General features: G+C 65.0%; 24 protein-coding genes and 1 tRNA gene. 5 read left to right on the top strand and 20 right to left on the bottom strand.

The genetic code is table 11. From position 1 onward, the window contains the following. The first annotated feature begins 44 nt into the window (after positions 1-44). A complete protein-coding gene (locus tag LB526_RS12985) occupies positions 45-749 on the top strand; it encodes a GntR family transcriptional regulator (RefSeq protein ID WP_224528154.1) in 705 nt (234 codons plus the stop codon). Between the two features lie 27 nt (positions 750-776). Here LB526_RS12985 and LB526_RS12990 read toward each other — a convergent pair whose 3' ends face one another. The 3 genes from LB526_RS12990 to LB526_RS13000 all read right to left on the bottom strand — a co-directional run bounded on the left by LB526_RS12990 (position 777) and on the right by LB526_RS13000 (position 3,428). Beyond that, positions 777-1,094 carry a hypothetical protein gene (locus tag LB526_RS12990; protein WP_224627917.1) on the bottom strand — a complete coding sequence of 106 codons (318 nt, stop codon included), beginning with the start codon at positions 1,092-1,094 and terminating at the stop codon, positions 777-779. Positions 1,095-1,364: 270 nt separating this feature from the next. After that, positions 1,365-1,667 carry a hypothetical protein gene (locus LB526_RS12995; RefSeq protein WP_140841768.1) on the bottom strand — a complete coding sequence of 101 codons (303 nt, stop codon included), beginning with the start codon at positions 1,665-1,667 and terminating at the stop codon, positions 1,365-1,367. A gap of 264 nt (positions 1,668-1,931) precedes the next feature. Beyond that, a complete protein-coding gene (locus tag LB526_RS13000) occupies positions 1,932-3,428 on the bottom strand; it encodes a CoA-acylating methylmalonate-semialdehyde dehydrogenase (protein ID WP_224627918.1) in 1,497 nt (498 codons plus the stop codon). Positions 3,429-3,794: 366 nt separating this feature from the next. On the opposite strand from LB526_RS13000, the gene LB526_RS13005 reads away from it, so the two are divergent. After that, complete coding sequence (locus tag LB526_RS13005; protein ID WP_224627919.1) at positions 3,795-4,676, top strand: LysR family transcriptional regulator; 882 nt, start codon at positions 3,795-3,797, stop codon at positions 4,674-4,676. Between the two features lie 400 nt (positions 4,677-5,076). Here LB526_RS13005 and LB526_RS13010 read toward each other — a convergent pair whose 3' ends face one another. The 9 genes from LB526_RS13010 to rsfS form a co-directional block, all read right to left on the bottom strand. Beyond that, positions 5,077-5,649 (bottom strand): hypothetical protein, encoded by a 573-nt coding sequence (locus tag LB526_RS13010; RefSeq protein WP_224627920.1) that lies wholly within the window; start codon positions 5,647-5,649, stop codon positions 5,077-5,079. A gap of 147 nt (positions 5,650-5,796) precedes the next feature. Beyond that, entirely contained in the window at positions 5,797-7,059 is a 1,263-nt protein-coding gene (locus LB526_RS13015; RefSeq protein ID WP_224627921.1) for a D-amino acid dehydrogenase, read from the bottom strand. An 86-nt stretch (positions 7,060-7,145) separates the two neighbouring features. Continuing rightward, positions 7,146-8,297, bottom strand: a complete 1,152-nt coding sequence (gene alr / locus LB526_RS13020) for an alanine racemase (protein WP_224627922.1) — start codon at positions 8,295-8,297, stop codon at positions 7,146-7,148. Positions 8,298-8,373: 76 nt separating this feature from the next. Next, complete coding sequence (locus tag LB526_RS13025) at positions 8,374-8,889, bottom strand: RNA pyrophosphohydrolase (protein WP_224627924.1); 516 nt, start codon at positions 8,887-8,889, stop codon at positions 8,374-8,376. Between the two features lie 52 nt (positions 8,890-8,941). Beyond that, positions 8,942-10,132: a divergent polysaccharide deacetylase family protein gene (locus tag LB526_RS13030; protein ID WP_224627926.1), complete on the bottom strand. Its 1,191-nt coding sequence runs from the start codon at positions 10,130-10,132 to the stop codon at positions 8,942-8,944. 184 nt (positions 10,133-10,316) lie between these two features. Next, positions 10,317-11,648, bottom strand: coding sequence for a S41 family peptidase (locus tag LB526_RS13035; protein WP_176477009.1), 1,332 nt, complete (start codon positions 11,646-11,648; stop codon positions 10,317-10,319). Between the two features lies 1 nt (position 11,649). After that, positions 11,650-12,984: a murein hydrolase activator EnvC family protein gene (locus LB526_RS13040; RefSeq protein WP_224627928.1), complete on the bottom strand. Its 1,335-nt coding sequence runs from the start codon at positions 12,982-12,984 to the stop codon at positions 11,650-11,652. A gap of 195 nt (positions 12,985-13,179) precedes the next feature. Beyond that, positions 13,180-13,662, bottom strand: a complete 483-nt coding sequence (gene rlmH / locus LB526_RS13045) for a 23S rRNA (pseudouridine(1915)-N(3))-methyltransferase RlmH (protein WP_224627931.1) — start codon at positions 13,660-13,662, stop codon at positions 13,180-13,182. A gap of 62 nt (positions 13,663-13,724) precedes the next feature. After that, the gene (gene rsfS, locus LB526_RS13050) at positions 13,725-14,102 is read right to left on the bottom strand and encodes a ribosome silencing factor (RefSeq protein WP_095767215.1); all 378 of its coding nucleotides are present in this window, start codon (positions 14,100-14,102) and stop codon (positions 13,725-13,727) included. Between the two features lie 244 nt (positions 14,103-14,346). Here rsfS and LB526_RS13055 point away from each other — a divergent pair, with 244 nt between their 5' ends. Further along, positions 14,347-15,192 (top strand): mechanosensitive ion channel family protein, encoded by an 846-nt coding sequence (locus LB526_RS13055; protein WP_224627999.1) that lies wholly within the window; start codon positions 14,347-14,349, stop codon positions 15,190-15,192. 27 nt (positions 15,193-15,219) lie between these two features. On the opposite strand, the gene LB526_RS13060 is transcribed toward LB526_RS13055, so the two are convergent. The 5 genes from LB526_RS13060 to obgE all read right to left on the bottom strand — a co-directional run bounded on the left by LB526_RS13060 (position 15,220) and on the right by obgE (position 21,074). After that, positions 15,220-16,506, bottom strand: a complete 1,287-nt coding sequence (locus tag LB526_RS13060) for an MFS transporter (RefSeq protein ID WP_224627932.1) — start codon at positions 16,504-16,506, stop codon at positions 15,220-15,222. A 249-nt stretch (positions 16,507-16,755) separates the two neighbouring features. After that, positions 16,756-17,346 carry a nicotinate-nucleotide adenylyltransferase gene (locus LB526_RS13065; protein ID WP_095767212.1) on the bottom strand — a complete coding sequence of 197 codons (591 nt, stop codon included), beginning with the start codon at positions 17,344-17,346 and terminating at the stop codon, positions 16,756-16,758. A 247-nt stretch (positions 17,347-17,593) separates the two neighbouring features. Continuing rightward, entirely contained in the window at positions 17,594-18,880 is a 1,287-nt protein-coding gene (locus LB526_RS13070; protein ID WP_224627934.1) for a glutamate-5-semialdehyde dehydrogenase, read from the bottom strand. 20 nt (positions 18,881-18,900) lie between these two features. Continuing rightward, on the bottom strand, positions 18,901-20,040 hold the full coding sequence (gene proB / locus LB526_RS13075; RefSeq protein ID WP_224627935.1) for a glutamate 5-kinase: 1,140 nt from the start codon (positions 20,038-20,040) through the stop codon (positions 18,901-18,903). A 5-nt stretch (positions 20,041-20,045) separates the two neighbouring features. After that, complete coding sequence (gene obgE / locus LB526_RS13080; protein ID WP_224528218.1) at positions 20,046-21,074, bottom strand: GTPase ObgE; 1,029 nt, start codon at positions 21,072-21,074, stop codon at positions 20,046-20,048. A gap of 142 nt (positions 21,075-21,216) precedes the next feature. Here obgE and LB526_RS13085 point away from each other — a divergent pair, with 142 nt between their 5' ends. Then, positions 21,217-22,080, top strand: coding sequence for an endonuclease/exonuclease/phosphatase family protein (locus tag LB526_RS13085; RefSeq protein WP_224627937.1), 864 nt, complete (start codon positions 21,217-21,219; stop codon positions 22,078-22,080). Between the two features lie 183 nt (positions 22,081-22,263). Here the strand turns inward: LB526_RS13085 and LB526_RS13090 are convergent, their stop codons facing one another. From LB526_RS13090 to LB526_RS13100, 3 genes are all read right to left on the bottom strand, one after another. Then, positions 22,264-22,851 carry a GNAT family N-acetyltransferase gene (locus tag LB526_RS13090; RefSeq protein WP_140841796.1) on the bottom strand — a complete coding sequence of 196 codons (588 nt, stop codon included), beginning with the start codon at positions 22,849-22,851 and terminating at the stop codon, positions 22,264-22,266. A gap of 126 nt (positions 22,852-22,977) precedes the next feature. Then, on the bottom strand, positions 22,978-23,247 hold the full coding sequence (gene rpmA / locus LB526_RS13095; protein WP_095767205.1) for a 50S ribosomal protein L27: 270 nt from the start codon (positions 23,245-23,247) through the stop codon (positions 22,978-22,980). 115 nt (positions 23,248-23,362) lie between these two features. Then, on the bottom strand, positions 23,363-24,061 hold the full coding sequence (locus tag LB526_RS13100; RefSeq protein ID WP_224627939.1) for a 50S ribosomal protein L21: 699 nt from the start codon (positions 24,059-24,061) through the stop codon (positions 23,363-23,365). Positions 24,062-24,388: 327 nt separating this feature from the next. Between LB526_RS13100 and LB526_RS13105 the strand changes: the two genes are divergently transcribed. Beyond that, positions 24,389-24,478 (top strand) — tRNA-Ser (locus tag LB526_RS13105). The last annotated feature ends 191 nt before the right edge of the window (positions 24,479-24,669 follow it).

Consider the following 24,669-nt stretch of genomic DNA (forward strand, 5'->3'; position numbering starts at 1 on the left):
GCCGTATATCTATTAAGAATTAGCCTGTCAACGCTGAATCACTTATGATATATGAAAAATATATCAGGAGCCCGCCATTGATCTCCCCGCTGATATCCATCGAGGCGAACGCGACCTTCGAGCCGGCGGCGACCAAGGCCTATCGCGCGCTTGAGTATATGATCGTCACGCTCGAGCTGGCGCCGTCGGGCTTCGTCACCGAAGGCGCGCTGATCGAGCGGCTGGGTCTCGGACGCACCCCCGTGCGCGAGGCTATCCAGCGGCTCGCCTGGGAAGGGCTTCTCGACATCAGACCCCGTGCCGGCATCGCGGTGGCGCCGCTTCACGCCGGCGACTGGCTGCGGGTGCTGGATGCGCGGCGCGGCATCGAGGTGGTGCTCGCCCGCTCGGCCGCCCGCTTCGTCACCCGCGAGGCCGCCGACCTGTTCCACGAAGCGGCCCTGGCCATGCAGAAGGCGGTGATCTCGAGCAATGTGCTTGCCTTCATCCAGGCCGACAAGGCGCTCGACGAAGCGCTGGCCATCGCCGCCGACAACCCCTTCGCGGCGCGTGTGGCAGGCCCCTTGCAGACCCACAGCCGCCGCTTCTGGTATCGCTACAAGGCCGATACCGGTCTCGCCGAATCGGCCGAGCACCACGTGGCGCTGATCCGTTCCATCCTCGACGGCGACGAGGAAGCCGCCGCCAAGGACGCCAAGAAGCTGATAGCGCTGCTGCGCGGTCATGCCGAGGTGGCCGCCACGCGCTGAGCAGGACCAGCGCCTGCTCGAGGCGCTTCAGCCACCCGGCTGCCCGACCGCGGTGGCCAGCGTGTCTTCCCACCCCTCGCCGGCGGCCAGGATGCAGCTCTGGCCTTTGACGTCCGTCATCAGGATGGTCCAGGTTCCGCCTGCCGAGACGAACACCTCGAAGATGGCGACTTGTCCGGCCACGCCATAGCCCAGCCGCTTCTCCTCGAATGCCTCCGCCAGCTTCGCGACCAGAAAGTCATGGCCGCCGCAGATGACTTGCGCCCGCGCCGGAACTGCCGGCAGCGCCATCATGGCGCCAAGGGCCGCAAGCTTGACCCATTGAAACGAAAATTCGCGTGCCATGGGGCACCTCCTTTGCCGTCGCATTCCGGCAAAGGGAGGCACATTCGGCCGCCTCAGTGTGCCGGAAGGCTCCAGGCCGGATTGGACGTCTTCATCGCGTCACTCCTTCTGGCTTCCGGTCTGTCGTCGGGAGATCATGACTCCCTGAGATTCGATATGGTGAAGCTCCGCTCCGTAAACAAGCGGCGCCGCGGAGAGCGCCTTGCTTGGCGCCACTTGACGCCCGACCGTGGGAGCCGTTGTGGCGCGCACCCCGGCTCCCTGCCGGTTTCAGGCGCCCGGCATCGCCGCGGTGATCGTCGGGCTGTCCCAGCCCTCGCCGACGGAAAGCACGCAGCTCTGGCCTTTGGTATCGGAGGCGAGCACCGTCCAGCTTCCCTGGTCGGAGACAAAGATCTCGAGCACGACGTTCGGATTGATCAGGCCGCGCCCAGCCTCGGTTTCGTGGAACTTGTCGCCAAGCGCCTTGATGATGTCGGCGCGCGCCGCGCATTGCGCCGCCGCGCTCGCCGGCGCGGCTCCAACGGTCATCGCCGTCGCCGCCAATATTGCCGCCACAACAAATCGTGTCATCTGACACCTCCTCGCGCCAGACGAGAACCCCGGCTTGAACCGGCGCTGCTTGGTTGCCTGCACGCATGGCAGGAATAAAGCCTAAGGCAGATGGTGGTCTGTTGGTTCCATCACACGGCGATGGAATTATTAGAATATGCGGACGCACGCATGACGCGATGCGCCGGAATTCATGCGCCTGAAGTTGTGCTTCGCCTTCGTCCATAAAAAGAAAGCGCGGCTTGCGCCGCGCCTTCTCAATGTTGGTTTGGACGACCGTTCGGGCTAGTTCATCGTCGGGATGACAAACTCGGCGCCGTCCTTGATACCCGACGGCCAACGCGAGGTGACCGTCTTGGTCTTGGTATAGAAGCGGAACGCGTCCGGACCGTGCTGGTTGAGGTCGCCGAAGGACGACGCCTTCCAGCCGCCGAACGTGTAATAGGCGATCGGAACCGGGATCGGCACGTTGATGCCGACCATGCCGACCTGGACTCTGGACGCGAAATCACGCGCGGCGTCGCCGTCACGGGTGAAGATGGCGACGCCGTTGCCCATCTCGTGGTCATTGGCGAGCTTGATGGCGTCCTCGTAGCGCGGCGCGCGCACCACCGAGAGCACCGGCCCGAAGATCTCTTCCTTGTAGATGCGCATGTCGGCGGTCACGTTGTCGAACAGGCAGCCGCCCATATAGTAGCCGTTCTCATAGCCCTGCATCTTGAAGCCGCGGCCGTCGACGACGAGCTTGGCGCCTTCCTTGACGCCGATATCGACGTAACCCTTGACGCGCTCCAGCGCCTGCGCGGTCACCAGCGGACCGAAATCGGCGGAAGAGTCGGTCGAGGGGCCGACCTTGAGGCTCTCGACGCGCGGCACCAGCTTTTCCATCAGCCGGTTGGCGGTGTCGTTGCCGACCGGGACAGCCACCGAGATCGCCATGCAGCGTTCGCCGGCCGAGCCGTAGCCGGCGCCAATCAGCGCATCGACGGTCTGATCCATGTCGGCATCGGGCATGATGATCATGTGGTTCTTGGCGCCGCCGAAGCACTGCACGCGCTTGCCCGATGCCGTGCCGCGCGAATAGATATAGTGCGCGATCGGCGTCGAGCCGACGAAGCCGATGGCCTTGATGTCCGGATCGTCGAGGATGGCGTCGACAACTTCCTTGTCGCCATTGACGACGTTGAGGATGCCGGCCGGCAGGCCGGCCTCGATGAACAGTTCGGCAATGCGGATCGGCACGCCCGGATCGCGCTCCGACGGCTTCAGGATGAAGGCGTTGCCGCAGGCGATGGCCGGCGCGATCTTCCACAGCGGGATCATGGCCGGGAAGTTGAACGGCGTGATGCCGGCTACGACGCCGAGCGGCTGGCGCATCGAATAGACGTCGATGCCCGGGCCGGCGCCGTCGGTGAACTCGCCCTTCATCATGTGCGGCGCGCCGATGCAGACCTCGACCACTTCGAGGCCGCGCTGGATGTCCCCGCGCGCATCGGCAATAGTCTTGCCGTGCTCACGCGCCAATATGTCGGCCAGCTCGTCATAGTCGCGGGCGACCAGCTCGAGGAATCTCATCAGCACGCGCACGCGGCGCTGCGGGTTGGTGGCCGCCCATTTCGGCTGCGCTGCCTTGGCGTTCTCCACCGCGGCGCGCAGCTCCGCCTGCGAGGCCAAAGCCACCGTGCCGCGCACGGAGCCGTCCATCGGCTGCATCACATCCTGCTTGCGCCCGCTGGTGCCGGCGACACGCTTGCCGCCGATGAAATGACCGTATTCGATCATGCTTTTCTCTCCCTGTTCTGATGATGACCCATTGTCTGCCTTTGCGGCGGCGATGGCAACGCGAGCCAAAACGCAACCGTTGTGCGGAAAATAGACAACGATCCCGAGGTGTGCATTAATTGCCGCAAATGATGGATTGCCGAAAAGGCCGAAGCTTGCGTTCCTTCACACCCCCCTCTGGCCTGCCGGCCATCTCCCCCGCAAGGGGGGAGATCAGACGTCACGAAGGCTTTCGCCAATCACCAACGATTGAAAAGAAGCGCCATCAGAGAAGCTGCCAATCTCCCCCCTTGCGGGGGAGATGTCCGGCAGGACAGAGGGGGGTGGGCGGGAACGCGGCGCTGCCGGTTAAAACGGACCACTCCCATGAACTGGGATGACGTCCGCATCTTCCTTGCAGTCGCCCGCGCCGGCCAGATCCTCGGTGCGGCCAAGCGCCTGGAGCTCAACCACGCCACCGTCTCGCGCCGCATCGCCGCGCTCGAAGAGGCGCTTCGCACAAAACTCTTCCGCCGCCTGACCACCGGCAGCGAGCTGACGCCGGCCGGCGAGCGCTTCCTCGACATAGCCGAGCGCATGGAGAGCGACATGATCGCCGCGCGCTCGACCATTGCCGGCGAGGGCGACGACGTTTCGGGCACGGTGCGCATCGGCGCGCCGGACGGATTTGGCGTCGCCTTCCTGGCAAAGCGGCTGGGCGAGCTGACTGCGCTGCACCGCGAGCTCACCATCCAGCTGGTGCCGGTGCCGCGCTCCTTCTCGCTGTCCAGGCGCGAGGCCGATATTGCGATCACCGTCGAGCGGCCGAGCGAAGGGCGGCTGGTGGCAGGCAAGCTGGTCGACTATACGCTCGGCCTGTTCGCCTCCCGCGCCTATGCCGAAGCCAACGGCCTGCCGAAAGCGCCGGCCGAGCTCGGCCTGCACACGCTGATCGGCTATGTGCCGGACCTCATCGTCAGCCCCTCGCTCGACTATGCTGCCGAGTTCAGCCCCGAATGGCGCACCAGCTTTGCCATCTCCTCGGCGCTCGGCCAGGCCGAAGCGGTGCGCTCCGGCGCGGGCATCGGCATCCTCCACACGTTCATCGCCCGTTCGATGCCGGAGCTGGTGCCGGTCGACATCGTCGCGCCCATCCGCCGCGCCTACTGGCTGGTCTATCATGAATCGGTGCGGCCGCTGCGCCGCGTGCAGCTGGTCGCCAACTTCATCACCAAGGCCGTGGAACGCGAGCGCGGCCTTTTTGTCTAGAACACGATCTAGGACCGCTTGACCAGAACGTTCCCGGGACAGAAATCTGACCGGTGTTCGCGTTGACAGATGGTATGCCTTGGAGATTGGCCGAAACGGTCCGGCCTCGTCATCCACGGGCGGAGCAAGGAGCGAAGCGACGCGCGCAGACCCGAGGATCCATTCCGTGTCGCATGAGCGCTGCCGCGGTGCAGAATTCTGCTCAGCTGCACTCTTTGATCAGAATCACGGAATGGATTCCAGGGTCTCCGCGACGCCGCTCCGCGGCTGCTCCGCCCTGGAATGACGAGGTTGAGAGGCTTCAGCCAATTCCCAACGTCTGCGCTGATTTCACCGAAATGGACGGTGAAAATCTTGCCGCTGACAAGCCCGCAACCCTTCAAATGCCTGCAGTGAGGAATTAATCCGCGTCGAGCACGAACGAGCTCACGATCTTATTGGCCTCGTCCGCAAGCGGCGCCCATTTCCGCTCCACCTCTTCGGAGTTGTCGCCCGCGACCCCGCAATCGACGAAGCCGTAATGCGAGCTGCGCAGCGTCAGCGCGATGCGGGAATGGCCGTAGAAGCTGACATTTTCGTCGGCATAGTGGAAATCCATCTCGGCCACGCGCACCGGATAGCCGTCCGGAAAATGCGCCAACCTGTCCTGGCGGAAGGCGGCCGACTGATAGGCGACGCCGACCATGGTCTGCCAGTTGCTCACCTTCCAGTCTTCCTCCATGAACGCCCTGACATCGGGCGGATTGTCGGGAGCGGTCGGATCATAGGCATTTTCCGACACGCGGCAGGTGAGCCCTCCTTCGCCGGATTTGATCTTGAGCCGAATGGTGTTGTCAAAGGCGGTTTCGCTCGCCCATTGCTCGGGATAGGTCAGCGAAAAGCCGTGCTCCTTGTCGTGAACGGTTTTGTCCGCTGCCAGCGCCGCCGGGGCGCAGGTCAGACAGGCGGCCGCCGCAAAAAGAAAAAGACGCATCCGAAGTCCCCTCACTGCGGCCGACTTTATCACAGGCAGTTGGTCGCCGCCGGCTTGCCAGCGCCAGGTTCTACCGGCTGCTGTTCAGCGGCAGCTGGGTCAGGGAGGCGTTCTGAGCCGAGCCCGCCGAAGCAACTGCAAAGCCCCTCAGATAGGTTTGAGATACCGCTCCGGACTGAGGTCGCGCGCGTTGATCTCCGGCACCCGGTTGGACATGATGTCGGCCAGCACCTTGGCCGAGCCGCAGGCCATGGTCCAGCCGAGCGTGCCGTGGCCGGTGTTGAGATAGAGGTTGGCAACCTCGCTTTGCCCGATCAAGGGCGGTCCATCCGGCGTCATCGGCCGCAAGCCGCACCAGAAGCTCGCCGCCTTGAGATCGCCGCCGCCGGGGAAGAGATCGCCGACCGAGTGTTCGAGCGTGCGGCGGCGCGATTCCTGCAGGCGAAGGTCGTAGCCCGAAATCTCCGCCGTGCCGCCGACCCGGATGCGGTCGCCGAGCCTGGTGATCGCCACCTTGTAGGTCTCGTCCATGACGGTCGACACAGGCGCGGCCTCGACATTGTCGATCGGCACGGTGATCGAATAGCCCTTGACCGGATAGACCGGTATCGGCCGCCCCAGCGAGCGCATGAACTGCGCCGAATAGCTGCCCATCGCCATCACGAAGGCGTCCGCGGATTTCCATCCGCCCTCCGTGAGGACGTTAGTGAGGCGATTGCGGTTCCTGACGATGCGCCGGATGGTCGAGCCGTATTCGAAGATCACGCCGCGCGCCACGCACAGTTCTGCGAGCTTATCGGTGAACATCTTGCAGTCGCCGGTCTCGTCGCCCGGAAGCCTGAGGCCGCCGACGAATTTCTCACGCACCGCCGCGAGGGCCGGCTCGGCGGCGATACAGCCGTCGCGGTCGAGGATCTCGTAAGGCACACCGTATTTCTTCAGCACCTCGACGTCGCCGCCGGTGCCGTCGAGCTGCTTTTGCTTGCGGAACAGCTGCAGCGTGCCTTTGGTCCGTTCGTCGTAAGTGATGCCGGTCGCCTCGCGCAGCGCCTTCAGCGTGTCGCGGCTGTATTCGGCAAGCGGCACCATGCGCGACTTATTGAGCGCGTAGCGCTCGGCCGTGCAGTTGCGCAGCATCTTGAGGAGCCAGGTCCACATATTCGGGTCGAAAGCCGGCCGCACCACCAGCGGTCCGTATTTCATCAACAGCCATTTGATGGCCTTGACCGGGATGCCCGGCCCGGCCCAGGGCGACGCATAGCCCGGCGACACTTCGCCGGCATTGGCGAAGCTGGTTTCGAGCGCCGGCCCCGGCTGGCGATCGTAGACGGTCACTTCATGACCGGCCTCGGCGAGGAAGTAGGCGGTGGTGACCCCGATTACGCCGCCGCCCAGCACGATGACTTTCATTCAAAGCTCCCTCAAAGCCGATCATGCCGCCCGAGGCATGGCCATTCCCTGTCTGCCGGATTTTGCGGCACCCGCCAAGTGCTGCGTTATCCGCCGATGTAACGGCGGTGAAAGCGCGCGCCCAGGCTGGTCAATATCTCGTAGCCGATGGTGCCGGCGTGGCCGGCCGCGTCGTCGACGCTTTGTGACGCACCGATGAGCTCGACGAGGTCGCCTTCGCCGAGCCTACCTGCCGGAAGCGCCGAAATGTCGAGGATAATCGAGTCCATCGACACGCGCCCGACGAAGGGCAGTCGCACGCCCTCGAACCAGCCAGCCGAAGCGGCGCGACGGTGCCAGCCGTCGCCATAGCCCAGCGAAATGGTCGCGAGATCGAGCAGCCCGTCCGCCTGGTGGGTATGTCCATAGCCGATGCCGGCGCCGGCGCCGACCTGCCGCGTCTGCGCCACCTTGGCTTGCAGCCGTATGACTGGCAGCATCGGATTGGGCGCGGCGGGCGTCGGGTTGACGCCGTAAAGCGCGGCTCCCGGACGGGCAAGGTCGTAGTGATAGGCCGGTCCGAGAAAGATGCCGGACGAGTTGGCCAAGGAGGCGGGCGCCGCGGGCAGCATCCTGCGCAGCCTTTCGAATTCGTGCCGCTGCCTCTCGTTCGCCGCCTGTTGCGGCTCGTCGGCGCGGGCGAGATGGCTCATGACGAAACGAATGTCGACGCCGTCGAAGGCGCCGGTCTCCCCCGCGACCGCCTCGACTTTCGCCGGCGCCATGCCGAGCCTTGCCATGCCGCTGTCGACCTGGATGGCGGCGGCAAGGCTTTGGCCCATGCCTCGCGCGGTCTCGCGCCAGGCCTTCAACTGCATGGCGCTGTTGATGACCGGCCAAAGCCCGGCCGCCGCGGCTTCCGGTTCCGAGCCGGGGGGCAGCCCGTTCAGCACGAAGATGTCCGGCCCCGGGCCGATCGCCTTGCGCAGCGCGATGCCTTCGCCAAGCAGTGCGACGAAGAAGATGTCGCAGCCCTCTTTCGCCAGCGCCGAGGCCACTTGCGCGGCGCCAAGCCCATAGCCGTCGGCCTTGAGCACCCCGGCGCAGCGGACGGCGCTCAGCCGCGCCTTCAGCCGGCGGTAGTTTTCCCGGATGGCGCCGAGGTCGATCGTCAGGATCGCGCCGGCAGCCGCCTCGCTCACCGTCGAGCCACTCCTTGCATCATGTGCCGGAAACCCGCGTCCCGTGTCGTCGCTCATGGCGACCCCCGCTCATTGCATCGGCAATCAATACGGCCATGGGGCGGCCGCGACAACCGGGACAGATGGCGGCCGCTCAGGGGACGAGATGCTGGAACGCCGCGACCACCTGCTCGTAGACCTTGCGCTTGAACGGCACGATCAGGTCGGGCAGCTCCCGCATCGGCCGCCAGGCCCATTCATCGAACTCGGCCTTATGGCCACCGGGAGGCGGATTGATCTCGATCTCGCCTTCATCGCCCTCGAAGCGGTAGGCGAACCATTTCTGCGTCTGGCCGCGATAGCGGCCCTTGAAGGCGACGCCGACCAGATGCTCCGGCAGGTCGTAATTGATCCAGCGCGGCGCCTCGGCCAGCAGCGACACGCTGCGCATGCCGGTCTCCTCGTAGAGCTCGCGCCCGGCGGCCTCGATCGGCTCTTCGCCCTTGTCGATGCCGCCTTGCGGCATCTGCCAAAGCTGCGTCGTGTCGGCGAACTCGCTGTCCGGTTCGGCGATGCGGTGCCCAACCCAGACCAGACCTGCTTTGTTGAGGATCATCAGCCCGACGCACGGACGGTAAGGCAGCGTTTCGGGATCGATCGTCTTGGCCATATGTCAGCGTTCCAGCTGTCTTTGAGAATGGAGTTCGGCGAGGCGGGTAGGGTTAGCCTTTTTGCGGATCGATCGCCACAGCCGAGATCGGCACGATCTCAATGCCGCGCTTCTTCGCTTCGGCAATCCACGACGTCACCGTGTCGACGGTGATATCGAAGGCCGAACCGATGCCGACGGCGCTGCCCTTGGCCCGCGCTGTGGCTTCGAGGCTGTCCAGCTTCTTGAGGATTTCGCCGCGATCCTGCACGGCATCGATCGCCATGTCGCCGGCAACGAACGGCACACCGTCTTTCAACGCCAGGTCGGGCGCCACACTGCGCGAGGACGAGCCGTCATCGATATAGGCAAGCCCCCGCTTGCCGAGCTCGGCCATGAACGGCTCCATCACCGCGGCGTCGGCCGAGAAGCGCGCGCCCATATAGTTCATGACCCCGGTATAGTTGGTCGTGCGCGACAGGGCCCAGTGAAGGCTCTTCAGGTTCTCGTCCGGGCTGGCCGCGACAGTCAGCGTGTTTCGGCCGGGATTGACGTTGGGATAATCGAACGGCTCGAGCGGCACCTGCATGACGATCTCATGCCCGCTTTGCCTTGCCGTCTGCATCCAGCGGCCGATACTGTTGCCTTGCGGCGCGAAGGCCAACGTCACTTCGGCCGGCAGCTTGGCGATCGCTGCTTGCGTGCCGGTCTGCGAGACGGCAAGTCCGCCGATGACGATCGCCACCCGTGCCCCGCGCGCGCCTGACCAAGGCCGCGCATAAACGTCGAACGGCCGCCGGCCGTCGGCGCTGCGGATCGGCAGCGGTCCGGTGTCGGTGGCCTCGATCAGCGCCCTGTCCGGGATATGGGCGACCTTGAGGTTTTGGCCGAGCGTCGACGGATCGCGAATCACGATCGCAGCCTTCGGCGGGCCGTCGCCTTCTTCGGTCTGGACGTGGATGATCTGCGGGCCGCCGCTCTTCATCGGCGTGCTGGCCTGTGGCGCCGCCGCCATCGGAGCCGGGGCGGGCGCCGCTGTCGCCGCAGGAGCAGCCTCGGCGGTGATCTTCGGCGTGGAAACGTCGACTTCTTCCGGCTTGCGGAACGGCCTTTCACGCAGCGCAATAGCGCCGGAAACACCGATCACGCCAAGCACGGCCAGCACCGCGATGAGCGAGCCGGAGCCGATGCCGCGCGAGGCCTTGCGCTGGGGCCGGATCGTCTGTCCGAGCGGGCGTTCGATGTCCTTGCCGATCTCAGCCAAGTCGTGTTTCCCCGGAAGCACGCCAGGGTCACGTTTTTCGTGACATCTCGCGTGAACTTCGCAATCGCCGGCGCGATACCCAGACGCGTGGCGCCCCGACCGCGGTCCTCGAATCAAACTGCCGGAACCTCGCGGCCCCGGCAGCATTGCATTGCTTCTCGCAGCCGGCCAGAGCCGGACCGCATTACTGGTTCAGCACGGCCTTGTCCGGGTTCGGCGGGAACGACGGATCGGTCTTTTCGCCGCGCAGAAGCTGCTCGGCATAGATCAGCTGCAGGTCGTTCTTCGGATCCGGCGGCACATAGGCGGCCGAGCCCGAGCCGGTGGAGCTCTCGTCGGCGCCCTTGATGTGGCCCTTGAGGTCGGATTCGCCGCGGGTCAGGTCGCGGCCCTGCAGATCCGGCGGCAACGGCTGGTCGACCTTGATGTCGGGCGTGATGCCCTTGCCCTGGATCGACTTGCCCGACGGCGTGTAATAGAGCGCCGTCGTCAGCCTGAGCGCGCCGTTCTCGCCGAGCGGGATGATGGTCTGCACCGAGCCCTTGCCGAAGGACTGCGTGCCGACCACCGTGACGCGGCGCAGATCCTGCAGCGCGCCGGCGACGATTTCCGAGGCGCTCGCCGAGCCGCCATTGACCAGCACGATCATCGGCTTGCCGTTGATGTCATCGACCTGCTTCGGCTTGGCGTCGAAGCGGGTGACGTCCTTCGGATCGCGGCCGCGCGTCGAGACGATCTCGCCGCGCTTGAGGAAGGCGTCCGACACGCTGACCGCCTGGTCGAGCAGGCCGCCCGGATTGAGGCGCAGGTCGAGCACATAGCCCTTCAGCTTGTCGTTCGGCACCTGCTTCTTGATGTTCTCGATGGCGTTCTCGAGATCGTCATAGGTCTTCTCGGTGAAGGAGGTGATCTTCATGTAGCCGATGTCGTTCTCGACCCGGTACTTCACCGCCTTGACCTTGATGATGTCGCGCACCACCGTCAGCTCGATCGGCTTGTCGGCGCCCTGGCGCAGGATGGTGAGCTTGATCGGCGTGTTGACCGGCCCGCGCATCTTCTCGACCGCGTCGTTGAGGGTGAGGCCGCGAACCTCCTCGCCGTCGATCTTGGCGATGTAATCGCCGGAAAGCACGCCCGCCTTGGCGGCCGGCGTGTCGTCGATCGGCGTGATCACCTTGACGAGGTCGTTTTCCATGGTGACCTCGATGCCGAGGCCGCCGAACTCGCCCTTTGTCTGCACGCGCATGTCCTGCGCCTGCTCGGCATTCATGTAGGAGGAGTGCGGGTCGAGCGAGGACAGCATGCCGTTGATGGCGTTCTCGACCAGCGATTTATCGTCCGGCGGCGTCACATAATTGGCGCGCACGCGTTCGAAGATGTCGCCGAAGATCGCCAGCTGCTTGTAGGTTTCCGAACCCGCAGCATTCGCCGCCGAACCCGGTGCGCCGTAGACCAGGCTCATTGCCGATGCGCCCATCAGCGCGCCGGCAAACAGAAGCGACAGTTTCCGCATCATTTCACGTCCTTCCAGAAAATCGGTCCGCCCACCATGGGGCCGGATCGACGGGTTTTCCATCCTTGCGGAACTCAACATAGAGTTCCAGCGCCGCATTTCCATTTCGCGAGGCCGAGGTGCTTGCCACCCGGGCCTCTCCCATCGCGCCGATCGGCTCTCCTGCGAGCACCGACTGTCCGGTCGCGACGCTGATTCTGCTCATCCCCGCCAGAACGACATGATACCCGTCGCCTGCGTTGAGGATCAAGAGTTGACCATAGGAGCGAAACGGCCCCGCATAAAGCACGTTTCCATCCGCCGGCGCGGTGACGATGGCTCCCGATTGTGTCGCAACCATGTCGCCTTGCATCGCCGCGCCATTGCCGTCGTCGGCGCCGAAACGCAGTTTGATCTTGCCGATGACAGGCAACGCGATCTGGCCTTGCAATGCCGAAAACGGCACCGATCCCGTGAGACGGTTCGCTTCAGGCACCGGCAGCGCGGCGAGCTCGGTGGTCGAGGCCGTGGTGTCGTTGTCCGTCGATTTGCGCTCGCCCGCCTTAGCCTGGTCCTGCGCCTTGCGCGCCTTGTCGGCTTCCAGCGAGGCGATCAGGTCCTTGAGGCTGCTCGCCTTCGCCGCCAGCTGCTGCGAGTGCTGCTGCTCTGCCGCCATCGCGGCCTGGGTATCGGCCTGCAGTTTTTTCTTGGCCTCGAGCAGCATGGTGAGCCGCTTCTTCTCCGCCGTCTGGTCCGTGACGGCGGTGGTGAGCCTGGCCCGCTCGGCCTCGATCGAGGCCGTCACCCGCGTCTGCTCCTTGAGGTCGGCCATCAGCCGATCGGTCTGCTGGCGCAGTTCAGGCACCACGGCGCCGAGCAGGATGGCGCTGCGCACCGACGACAGCGCATCCTCGGGCTTGACCAGGATCGCCGGCGGCGGATTGAGGCCCATGCGCTGCAATGCGCCGAGCACTTCGGCCAGCACGTCGCGCCGCGCCATGAGCGAGGCGCGCAGCTTATTTTGCTCGGCCTTCAGCCCTTCGAGCTTGGCGCCGATGTCCTCGATGTCCTGCCCGAGCTTCTGCTCCGTCATCGCCGACTGGATGAGCGCCGCGGTGATCGAAGCATAGTCCTTGCGCACCGAAGCGATGTCGGCGGCGAGCTTGCCCAGCCGCTCCGACGAGAGCGTGATCTCCTTGGAAACCTGCTCGTATTCGGCCCGGCTCTGATCCGGGTCGGGCGCAAGGTCGAGCGAATTTTCGGCCGCCTGGGCCGGACCGAGCGCGACCAGGGCGGCGACAAGGGTCAAGCCGCAGCGGACGCGCCAGGCGCGGGTAATCGGAGTCCAGCCTTCAGACATCAGGCCTCTAACCTATCCGCCGCTTCGTTAACGAACCATCAACCATGTTGAAAGCGCCGCTCAGAGCAATTCCAGGAAAAGTGCGTAACGGTTTTCCGTCCGGGATTGCGTAAAACAGAATACCCGTTGCCGTGCGATTGAGGCAGAAATCCTGGCGTGGGCCGGCAATCCCCAGCTTCTTGGCCGTCGAGCCATTCACGATCGATGATAGGGGTGACCCGCCAGGATCGTCGCGATCCGGTAAAGCTGCTCGCCCAGCATGACGCGCACCAGTTGGTGCGGCCAGGTCAGCGCGCCGAAGGACAGCACCAGGTCGGCCTGCTCGCGCAGGGATCTGTCATGGCCGTCGGCACCGCCGATCGCGACGACCAGCGCCTTGCGGCCGCCGTCGCGCAACTGTGCGATGCGGGCGGCCAGGTCTTCCGAGGAAAGCGACTTGCCGCGTTCGTCGAGCAGGATGAGAACAGCGCCCGACTGCAACTGCGCCTGCAGCTTCTGGCCTTCCTCGCGGCGGCGCTCGTCGGCGCTCTGTCCGCGGCTCTCGGGGACCTCGACAATGCCGGCAAATTCCAGCCCGACCGCGGGCCCGCTCTTGGCGAAGCGCTCGAAATAGCGGTCGGCGAGTTCTCTCTCGGGGCCGGTTTTCATCCGGCCCACGGCATGAACGGTAATCTTCATCCTCGCCCCGGCGAGCTTGTCCTAATGCGTACCGTGACGGTTCACGGCAGGCGGATCAAGGCTCAGTGCAAGGTCTCTTCCTCGAGATCCGGCGCCTGCCACATCTTTTCGAGATTGTAGAACTCGCGGACTTCGGGGCGGAAGACATGGACGATGATGTCGCCCGAATCGATCAGGACCCAGTCGGCGCTGGCCAGCCCCTCGACGCGCGCATTGCCGAGGCCGGCATCCTTCAGCGCCTTGAGGAGATGATCGGCGACAGCCGAGACATGACGGTGCGATCGGCCCGAGGCGATGACCATATAGTCGCCGAGGCTCGATTTTCCCTGGATGTCGATTGAGACGATGTTTTCGGCCTTGGAGTCTTCCAGACTGGCAAGGACTGTGTCGATGGCGAGGGACGCGGCGTCGTTTCCGCTGATCCCTGCCGGCGAAGGCATGATGTCAGCCTTCTTCCGCAGTGCTGTTCTCAGTGTGTTTCCTTTCCCAACAAGAACAACCAAATCACCAGGCAAATCAGGTGACACCACTTAGATAGGCAGAGTTCCGTTGCAGTTTCAAGACGGGCGCCTTCGAAGCGTGATCTCCGCGCGATGTTGAGGAGGCGCTCCGCCAAGCCGCAAAAGGCGGGAACCGATGCCAGACGCACGGGTTATCGGCGCATTGACCAACGGGATACCCGCCATGCCCACCGACCCGCAAAGCGCCCTCATCACCATCCAGGCCGGGCTTGCGCAGCTGAGCACGCTGATCGTCTCCTATTCCTTCTCGGCCGTCGGCGCCGTCATCCTCCTGGTTGTCGGGTATCTCGTGGCCGGGCTTGCCGAGCGCTCGATCTATGCCGGCCTTGGCCACATCCATGGCTTCGATGAGACCTTGCGGCATTTCTTCTCGCAGGTCGTGCGTTACGCCATCCTGATCCTTGTCGTCATCATGGTGCTCGGCCAATTCGGCGTGCAGACCGCCTCCATCATTGCGGCAATAGGCGCTGCCGGCCTGGCCATCGGGCTGGCGCTGCAAGGCACGCTGCAGAACATCGCCGCCGGCATCATGCTTCTGGCGCTCAGGCCCTTCCGCATCGGCGAATATGTCGAGGTCGGCGCGATTGCCGGCACCATCGAGGAGATCGGTCTCTTCGCCACCAAGCTGCGCTCCGTCGACGGTGTCTATGTGATGGCGCCCAACTCGACGCTGTGGAACCAGCCGGTGCGCAATTTCACCCGCAACGGCGTGCGGCGCACCGACGTCACCTTGAGCATCGGCTCGTGGAATGACATCGACCGCGCGCAAAAGACGCTGCTTGCCATCGCCGCCGCCGAAAAGCGCATCCGGCGCGAACCGGCGCCAATCGCCTTCGTGGCCAGTCTCGGCGACACCACCGTTTCACTCACCTTGCGCTACTGGACGTCGGCCGCCGACTATTTCTCGACCCAGATCGACATGACCAAGCGCGCCAAGCAGGCTTTCGAGGGCATCTCGATCCCGCTGCCACCGCCGGAAATGCCGGCGCCGGAGGCGCGCAAGCAATAGTCTCACCGGTTCTTCAGTGCCGGTTCTTCACTTGGAAGTGACCGACTCATCCTGCGCGAAGGCAAGCTCCACCGGCAGGGGCGTCTGCGCCGACATCGGCGCAAAACTGCCGCTTATGGCCGCAGGTGTCGGCCGGCCGGCCATCACGCGCCACAGCACGAACAGGCAGAAGGCCGAGGCGATGACGATGCCGACATAGATGAAGGTCGCGGTGCCGAAGACGGCGGAAAGCGCCGTCACGATGCCGGGCACGATGAAGCCGGCCAGCGACCAGGCGAACAGCATCGAGCTCGACAGCGCCAGAAGCTCGTCCTTGCCGGCCCGGTCGGCGGCATGCGCGCTGGAGAGCGCGTAGATCGATTCCGACGCTCCGTCCCAGATGAGATAGATCACCACCAACGCCATCAGCGCGCCGCCGTCGAAGACGATGGCAAGCACGCTGGCGATCGCCGCGAGCGCCGCCGCGCCCGCCAGCACGTAGCGCCGGTCGGTGCGGTCCGATATCCAGCCGAGCGGAATCTGCAGGATCAGCGTGCCGACCGGCATCGCCGACAACAGCAGCGCGACGTCGGCCTGGCTGTAGCCCTTGGCGGTGGCATGGATCGGCGCGAAGCCGGAGACGATCATCGACAGGCCGCCGACGGCGAGCATGCCGGCGACGCCGACCGGCGAGATGCGCCAGGCGCGGCGAAGCGCCACCGATGCGGCCTGCGGCGCCGGCGGCTGCGCCAGCCGCGTCATGCCGACCGGCAGGATGGAGAGCGCCGTGAAGGTGATGCCGATCAGCGCTGCCGCGGCTGTATGGATGTCGACCGCAGCGAGCGTCGCGTAACCCACGCCTAGCCCGGCGATATAGGCGACGTAGAACACCGCCATGACCCGGCCGCGGATCGAATTGGGCAAGGCGTCATTCAGCCAGCTCTGCGCGACGATGAACAGCCCGCAGATGGCGAAGCCGTAAAGCGCCCGCGCGGCGATCCATAAAAGCGGTATCGGCCCGGCGCCGATCGCCGCATTGGAAAGCGCGATCAGCGCCGAAAGCACCATGAAGGCGCGGGCGTGACCCACTCGCTTGACGAGCGGCCCGGTCAGGATGCAGCCGGCCAGCCCGCCGGCCGAAAGCCCGGTGACGATCAGCCCGGCCCAGGTCGGGTCGAACCCGTCGGCGCCGAGGCGCACCGGGATATAAGCGAACATCAGTCCATTGCCGATCGCGATCAGCGCCATCGACACGATGACGCTGGCAATGGCGATAAGCGGCGCCGATTGCACGGCACGGGCGGGTTCGGTTGTGCTGGGGTTCTGCTTCAGCATGTCCGCACAGCTTGGTCTACGGACAGGAAAAAAGCCGCCGTAAAAGCGACATGGCCGGACTTCCCTTCCCCCCTTGTGGGGGAAGGTGCATTGCCGCGAAGCGGCAAGACGGATGAGGGGCGTTCCAGCGGAGTGAGACGTCGGCGACCTCGTCGCTAGACAAAACGGTGTCGCCAAGCTGGACACCCCTCATCCGTCTCGGCGCTATCGCGCCGATCCACCTTCTCCCACAGGGGGAGAAGGGGAAACTCATCTATCCTTCGCCGCCTTGCGGAGCGCGGTGGAGGAGAGCGAGGAGCGCGGACCGTGGATGAAGGTCCAGGCCGGCGCCGGCATGCGGGCAAGCAGCGGCGCGTCGCCCTCGTCGATACGGGCATAGTCGAAGGTTTTGGCGACGACCGACGACAGGAAGGAGAGCGTCGCGCCCGGGCGATCGATGACCGCGATCGGGAAGGTCAGCACGATCTCGCGCCAGCGCTGCCAGCGGTGGAAGTCGCGCAATGAGTCCGCGCCCATGATCCAGACGAAATCCACGCCCGGGTTGCGCGCCTTGACCAGGGCAAGCGTGTCGGCGGTGTAGCGCGCATGCTGCGCCGCCTCGAAGGCGGTGACCTTGATCTTCGGGTTCCTGGCGATCTTTTCGGACAGCTCGACACGCTCGGCGAGCGGCGCCAGTTCTCGCGCGCTTTTCAGCGGATTGCCGGGCGTCACCATCCACCAAAGCTGGTCGAGCGCGAGCCTTCTCAGCGCGATCTCGGCGACCAGCGCATGACCGGCATGCGGCGGATTGAACGAGCCGCCGAACAGCCCCACCGTTAGCCCTCTGGCGGCGTGCGGCATGCGGAGGTAGCGGGCGGGAACGATGGGCTGAGGGGACGAAAGCATGGTGCTAGGCCCCCCTCTCTGGCCTGCCGGCCATCTCCCCCTCAAGGGGGGAGATCAGATGTCGCCGCGACTTTCGCCGATCACCGGCGTTGCAAGCCGAGCGCCGGCGCCGAAGCTGCCAATCTCCCCCCTTGAGGGGGAGATGGCCGGCAGGCCAGAGGGGGGGGCCTTGGCGCAAAGGCTCACACTCTAGCGGCAAGCGTCAAGGCCTCACCTGTCCAGACCCGCGCACGCGGTATTTGAACGAGGTGAGCTGCTCGACACCGACCGGTCCGCGTGCATGCATCTTGCCGGTGGCGATGCCGATCTCGGCGCCCATGCCGAACTCGCCGCCATCGGCGAACTGCGTCGAAGCATTGTGCAAGAGGATCGCCGAGTCGATCTCGTTGAAGAAGCGCTCAACCGCAGCCGTATCCTCGGCGACGATCGCCTCGGTGTGGTGCGAGGAAAACGTCTCGATATGCTCGATCGCGCCGGCGACGCCGTCGACCAGCTTCACCGCGATGACGGCGTCGAGATATTCCGTCACCCAGTCGGCGTCGGTCGCCGGGCTGGCGTCGGCGAAGGCTTTCATCACTTCGGCATCGGCATGGATCTCGCAGCCTGCAGAGCGTAGCGCTTCCAGGATCGGCACCAGATGCGTGGCGGCCGCCGCGCGGTCGACCAGCAAGGTCTCGGCCGCGCCGCAAACGCCTGTGCGCCGCATCTTGGCGTTGACGGCGATATTGACCGCCATGTCGAGCTTGGCCGAGCGGTCGACATAGAGATGGCAGATGCCTTCCAGATGCGCGAAGACCGGCACACGCGCCTCGGTCTGCACGCGTCCGACCAGGCTTTTGCCGCCGCGCGGGATGATGACGTCGAGATTGCCGCCGAGACCTTTCAGCATCTCGCCGACGGCGGCGCGGTCGGTGGTCGGCACCAGCTGGATGGATTCCTGCGGCAGGCCGGCGGCCTTCAGCCCTTCGACCATGCAGGCATGGATCGCGGCCGAGGAATTGATCGAGTCCGAGCCGCCGCGCAGGATCACCGGATTGCCGGCCTTTAGGCAGAGCGCGCCGGCGTCCGCCGTCACATTCGGGCGGCTCTCATAGATGACGCCGATGACGCCGAGCGGCGTGCGCACGCGTTCGATGCGGAGCCCATTCGGCCGGTCCCACGCCGCAATGGTTTCGCCGACCGGATCCTTGAGCGCGGCGATCTCGCGGATGCCGTCGGCCATCGCCTTGATGCGCGAGGGATTGAGCTTCAGTCGGTCCATGAACGAACCCGACAAGCCGGCCTCCTCGCCATTCGACGTATCGATGGCGTTGGCGTCGAGAATGGCCTGCTCGTTGCGCAGGATGGCTTCGGCCATGGCAATCAGCGCATCGTTCTTTGCCCTGGTGGAAGCGACGGCCAACGGTCGGGCGGCGGCGCGAGCGCGACGGCCGATATCGGCCATGAGTGCCACAGTGTCTTCGCCGGACTTTTCATGCAGCTTCAGCATGGTTCATCCCTCCGCCCCATCTAGTCGTCGGCCAATACTTGGTCGCCGGCAACGCTTACCACAAGGTCGTCGCGATGGATCATCGCCGATCGCGCCTCGTAGCCGAGCACGTTTTCGATCTCGGCCGTCTTCAGGCCTGCGATCCTTACGGCATCGGCGGCATCGTAGGCAACCAGGCCGCGCGCGATCTCGCGGCCCTCCGGCGACAGGATCGCCACCGTATCGCCGCGCGAGAAATTGCCGCTGACCAGCTTGACGCCGGCAGCCAGCAGCGACTTGCCCGACATGAGCGCACCGACGGCGCCGGCATCGACGGTGAGCCGGCCGGCCGGTTCGAGCTGCCCGGCGATCCAGGTCTTGTAGCCCTTCACCGGGTTGGCGCTGGGCTTGAAGAAGGTCGCGCGCTCGCCGCGCTCGATCGCCATCAGCGGCGAGAGCCTGGTGCCCGATGTGATGATCATGGCGGTGCCGGCGGCATTGGCGATCTTGCCGGCGTCGAGCTTCGTGCGCATGCCGCCGCGCGATAGCTCTGAAGCTGCCGCTCCCGCCATCGCCTCGATGTCCGGCGTGATGCGGTCGACCAGCGGGATGAACTTCGCTCGCGGGTCCTTGGCCGGCGGCGCCGTGTAGAGCCCATCAATGTCGGAAAGCAGCACCAGCAGGTCGGCGCCCATCATGGTCGCAACGCGGGCCGCCAGCCGGTCATTGTCGCCATAGCGGATTTCGGAGGTCGCCACCGTGTCGTTCTCGTTGATGACCGGCACCGCCTTCATCTTGAGCAGGGTCGAGATCGTCGCGCGCGCATTGAGGTAGCGGCGGCGTTCCTCCGTATCGCCGAGGGTCAAAAGGATCTGGCCCGATTTCAGCCCGTCCTTGCCGAGCGCGTCCGACCAGGCGCCGGCAAGCGCGATCTGGCCGACGGCGGCCGCCGCCTGGCTCTCCTCGAGCTTCAGCGCGCGTTTGCCGAGGCCGAGAATGGTGCGCCCGAGCGCGATGGCTCCCGAGGAGACGACGAGCACTTCGGCGCCCGCATCGGCAAGCACCGCGATGTCGCCGGCAAGCGAGGTCAGCCAGTCGCGCTTCAAACCGGTCGTGCGGTCGACGAGCAGCGCCGAACCGATCTTCACTGTGATGCGCCGGTATGATTTCAGCGATTTCATGGGTCTTATCGCCAGCGCGTGTCGACAGGAGCCGCAACGGCATCGCGCGCTTCTGCGACCACCGCCATCAGCGCGCGCAGCACGGCCTCGACGCCTTCGCCGGTGACGGCCGAAAGCAGCATCGGCGCGCGGCCGGCGGCGCGCTTCAGCGAGGCCGCCTTCTTCTTGCGGGCGTCGGCGTCGAGGATGTCGACCTGGCTGAGCGCCACGATCTCGACCTTGTCCGTCAACCCATTGCCATAGGCATCGAGCTCGGCGCGAACCGTCTTATAGGCTTTGCCCGGGTTTTCCTCCTGCGCGGAGACGAGGTGGAGCAGCACGCGCGTGCGCTCGACATGGCCGAGAAAGCGGTCGCCGATGCCCACCCCCTCATGCGCCCCCTCGATCAGGCCGGGAATGTCGGCGAGCACGAACTCGCGGCCGTCGATGCGGGCGACGCCGAGGCCGGGATAGAGCGTGGTGAACGGATAGTCGGCGATCTTCGGCTTGGCCGCGGTGACGGCCGCAAGGAAGGTCGACTTGCCGGCGTTGGGCAGGCCGACCAGGCCGGCGTCGGCAATCAGCTTGAGCCGGAGCCAGATGCTCAGCTCCTCGCCCGGCAGGCCGGGATTGGCGCGCCGCGGCGCCTGGTTGGTCGAGGTCTTGAAATGCTGGTTGCCGAAGCCGCCATTGCCGCCCTTGGCAAGCAGGAAGCGTTGGCCGACGACGGTCAGGTCGCAGATCAGCGTCTCATTGTCCTCGGCAAAGATCTGCGTGCCGGCCGGCACTTTCAGCGTGATGTCGGCGCCCTTGGCGCCTGTCATGTTGCGTCCCATGCCGTGCATGCCGGTCTTGGCCTTGAAATGCTGCTGGTAGCGATAATCGATCAGCGTGTTCAGCCCGTCGACCGCTTCCGCCCACACATCGCCGCCGCGGCCGCCATCGCCGCCATCGGGCCCGCCGAACTCGATGAACTTTTCACGCCGGAACGACACCGAACCGGCACCGCCGTCGCCGGAACGGATGTAAACCTTGGCTTGGTCGAGGAATTTCATCGTTTCAAGTTTCTGCTATTGCACTTGCGGGATTGCTCTAAACCAAGGCAGGGCCGAGGGCGAGGCCGAATTGCGACTAAAGCGCCGGATGCCCTTTCGGCACGCACGCGGTAGCACTGGCGGGGACTAAAGGGGCGCGGGAATGAAGATCGTTTCCTACAACATCCAGTACGGCATCGGCCTCGATGGCAAATACGATGTCGGCCGCATCGCCAACGCCGTGCGCGGCGCCGACGTGATCGCGCTGCAGGAAGTGACCCGCAACAATCCGCGCAACGGCGACCGCGACATGGTGGCCGAGATCAGCGAGGCGCTGCCCGATTATTTTGCCGCCTATGGCAGCAATTTCGAGGTCAATATCGGCTCGCGCCTGGAGAACGGCCGCGCCATCTCGACCTCCTTCCAGCTCGGCAACATGGTGCTGTCGAAGACACCCATTCATCTGTCGCGCAATCTCCTTTTGCCGCGCAGCCGCAGCCTCGAGGCCATGAATTTCCAGCGCGGCGCGCTCGAAGCGCTGATCGAGACGCCGCTCGGCTTCATCCGCTTCTATTCCACCCATCTCGACCACCGCAGCCCGGTCGAGCGCCAGAGCCAGATCCGCTTCCTGCGCCAGCGCCTCCTGAACTATGCGCTCGAAGGCGGCGGCCTGTCGGGCATTCCCGAGATCGGCCTGCCGGACCTGCCCTATCCGGAAGCCTTCATCGTCATGGGCGACTTCAACATGCTGCCGGGCTCGCCCGAATATGTCGAACTCGCCGGCCGCCCGGACCATGAGTTCGGCATGCCGCTGACCGCCGATCTTGCCGTCGACGTCGCCCAGCGCCTTGCCGTCGCCGACCTCGTCACCTGGGTCGACCCCGACCGCCCCGACGACAAAAGCCGCCACAAACGCATCGATTACATCTTCACCAGCGCTTCGCTGGCCAAATCGCTGAAGCGGCTATGGTCCGACCGGGACGCCGTCGGCTCCGATCACCTGCCGCTCTGGGCCGAGCTGGGCTGAATTCTGAACTCCCCCTCATCTGGCCGCTACGCGGCCACCTTCTCCCCGAGGGGGAAGAGATTGGCGCCGGCGCTTACCTGCTCCTCTCCCCTTGGGGAGAGGTCGGATTGCCCCGAATTGCCCTTTGCAATTCGGCTGGCAATCCGGGTGAGGGGGCGCTCGCCCAGCCCTGTGAAGCAAACGTCAAAAATGAATCCAATTCCTCAGGCTCGTCCAGGTCTTCCTGTCGAGCCTGTAGCGCTCGACCGGCACCTGGCCCGCGACGATCGAGTTCAGCATGCCCTGGCCGGCATACTGGAAGCCGCATTTGTGAATGACCCGGCGTGAGGCCGGATTGATCACCCTTGTCGAGGCATGCAGCACCTGGATCGAGGTCCGCTGGAAGGCGAGGTCGACCAGGGCGTGCGCGGCCTCGGTCGCATAGCCGCGCTTCCAGTAAGGCTCGCCGATCCAGTAGCCTAGTTCGAGGCCGCGATCGGTGGTGTTGAGCCCGGCGCAGCCGACGAAGGTGCCGGTATCCTTGAGCGTCAGGGCATAGACGATGCCGGCGCGGCGCGACGCAGCCATGGCGAGGAAGGTGCGGCCCTCGGCTTCGCCATAGGGATGAGGCATGCGGGCCAGCATTTCGGCGACATGCCGGTTGTCGGCCAGCGTGACGAGTTGCTCCAGATCGCTCTCGCGCGGGGCGCGCATGGCCAGACGCTCGGTGGCCAGCACCGGGCAATCGATCGCGTAACTTTCGTCTTCGGAGTCTTCCGCTTCGGCAACCATTTTAGTCCTCCAGGGCAAGAAAAAATGAAAAAGGAGAGAGGGCAAACCCATCTCTCCTGATCCTTTTCCTGGCCTGGCCAGACACCGGTTCCCGAGATGGGCGCCGGTGTTATGGTGCGGAACCGGCTACTCCGCTGCTTTGGTAATCGGGTTCACCGATACGTAGGTTCGGCCGTTGGCTTTCTTGTTGAAGGTGACTGCGCCGGCTTCGAGCGCAAAAAGGGTGTGGTCCGTGCCCATGCCAACATTGGTGCCCGGATGCCATTGCGTGCCGCGCTGACGAATGATGATGTTGCCGGCGATGACGGCTTCGCCGCCGAACTTCTTCACGCCGAGACGCTTGGAGTGCGAATCGCGACCGTTGCGCGACGAACCGCCAGCTTTCTTGTGTGCCATTTGACTAACTCCGATGCGCCCTGAGGCGCTTGAATGGTCTTATGAACGCGTTCGCGTTCCGTTTCAAGTGCGCACCGGCGACGATTGTCGCCGGGCCATCTTATTTCAACTTGCCTTACTTCTTCGCCAGTTCCTTGGCCTGCTCGCGCCAGTCCTTGATCTGGTCGGCGCTGAACGGCATGTGCTCGTCGATCTTGGCGACATCCTTGTCGGAGAGCTTGGCGAGCTGCGCGAAGGTGACGATGCCCTGCTCGGCGAGGTCCTTCGCCGCGACCGGGCCGATGCCCTTGATCACGGTCAGGTCGTCCGGCTCGCCCTTCGGCGCCTTGAACAGCGGCGCGGCCTTTGCCTCTTCGCCGGAAGCGGCTTCAGACTTGGGCTCCTTCTTGGCCTTGGCCTCTTTCGGAGCGGCTTCGGCCTTTGCCTCGGCGGCGACTTCCGCCTTGGCTTCGGGGGCCTTGGCCTCTGCCTTGGCGGCGGCCTTCTTCGACGGCTTGGCGCCGCCCAGCAGGATCTCGGCGATCCTGACGGTGGTCAAAAGCTGGCGGTGGCCGATCTTGCGGCGCGAATTCTGGCGGCGGCGCTTCTTGAAAGCGATGACGGTGCGGTTCTTGCCCTGCTCGACGACTTCCGCCGTGACCAGAGCGCCATCGACGAACGGCGCGCCGAAGGTGACATTCTCGCCCTCGCCATGCGCGAGCACATTGCCGATCTCGACGATATCGCCGACCTTGGCTTCGAGTTTCTCGATCTTCAGGAGATCGTTGGCGGCGACGCGATACTGCTTGCCGCCCGTTTTGATGACTGCGAACATTTTTTGCCTTTCGCTGTTCGGTCGGCCTCGATGAACCGCCTCGGGCGGTTCGGCCGTCTTTTTGTCAGTCTGCGGGTTCAAAAAACAAGCGGCGCGGAAGAGCCTCCACGCCGAATGCGGGCTGTCCCTAACCGAAGGTTGCGCCGGAGTCAAGGCAAGCGGCTTGTCCTTAGAGAGGCCGCGAGCGAAGTTGCCGGCAAATATCGGTCCGTCCCGTCGCAACCGCTTTTCCGCGGAAGCCGGAAATCGGTGGAATAGGGCCTTGTAACCGGAGCAGTCAGCCGTTATCTAGTGCGCCGCGCCGGCAACGGCCGACCATGACCTCGCGGAGAGGTGGCAGAGTGGTCGAATGCACCGCACTCGAAATGCGGCATACTCGCAAGGGTATCGGGGGTTCGAATCCCTCCCTCTCCGCCATCCTGCTTCGCGCCGCGCGCTTCGCAGGATAGGTCCAGCGAATTCTTTTCCGCGCGAAGCAGGATGCCCTCCGAAGCTTTAGCGAAGGAGGGCGGCTCGGAGCTTCCCTGCATCCCCTCACCGCGCCATACCGGCCTGCAGATGAAATCCCGCGGCCCTCGGGTGACAAAAATCCGACCGTGATCGATAAT

The organism is Mesorhizobium sp. CA6, from assembly GCF_020165035.1.
Lineage (GTDB): Bacteria > Pseudomonadota > Alphaproteobacteria > Rhizobiales > Rhizobiaceae > Mesorhizobium.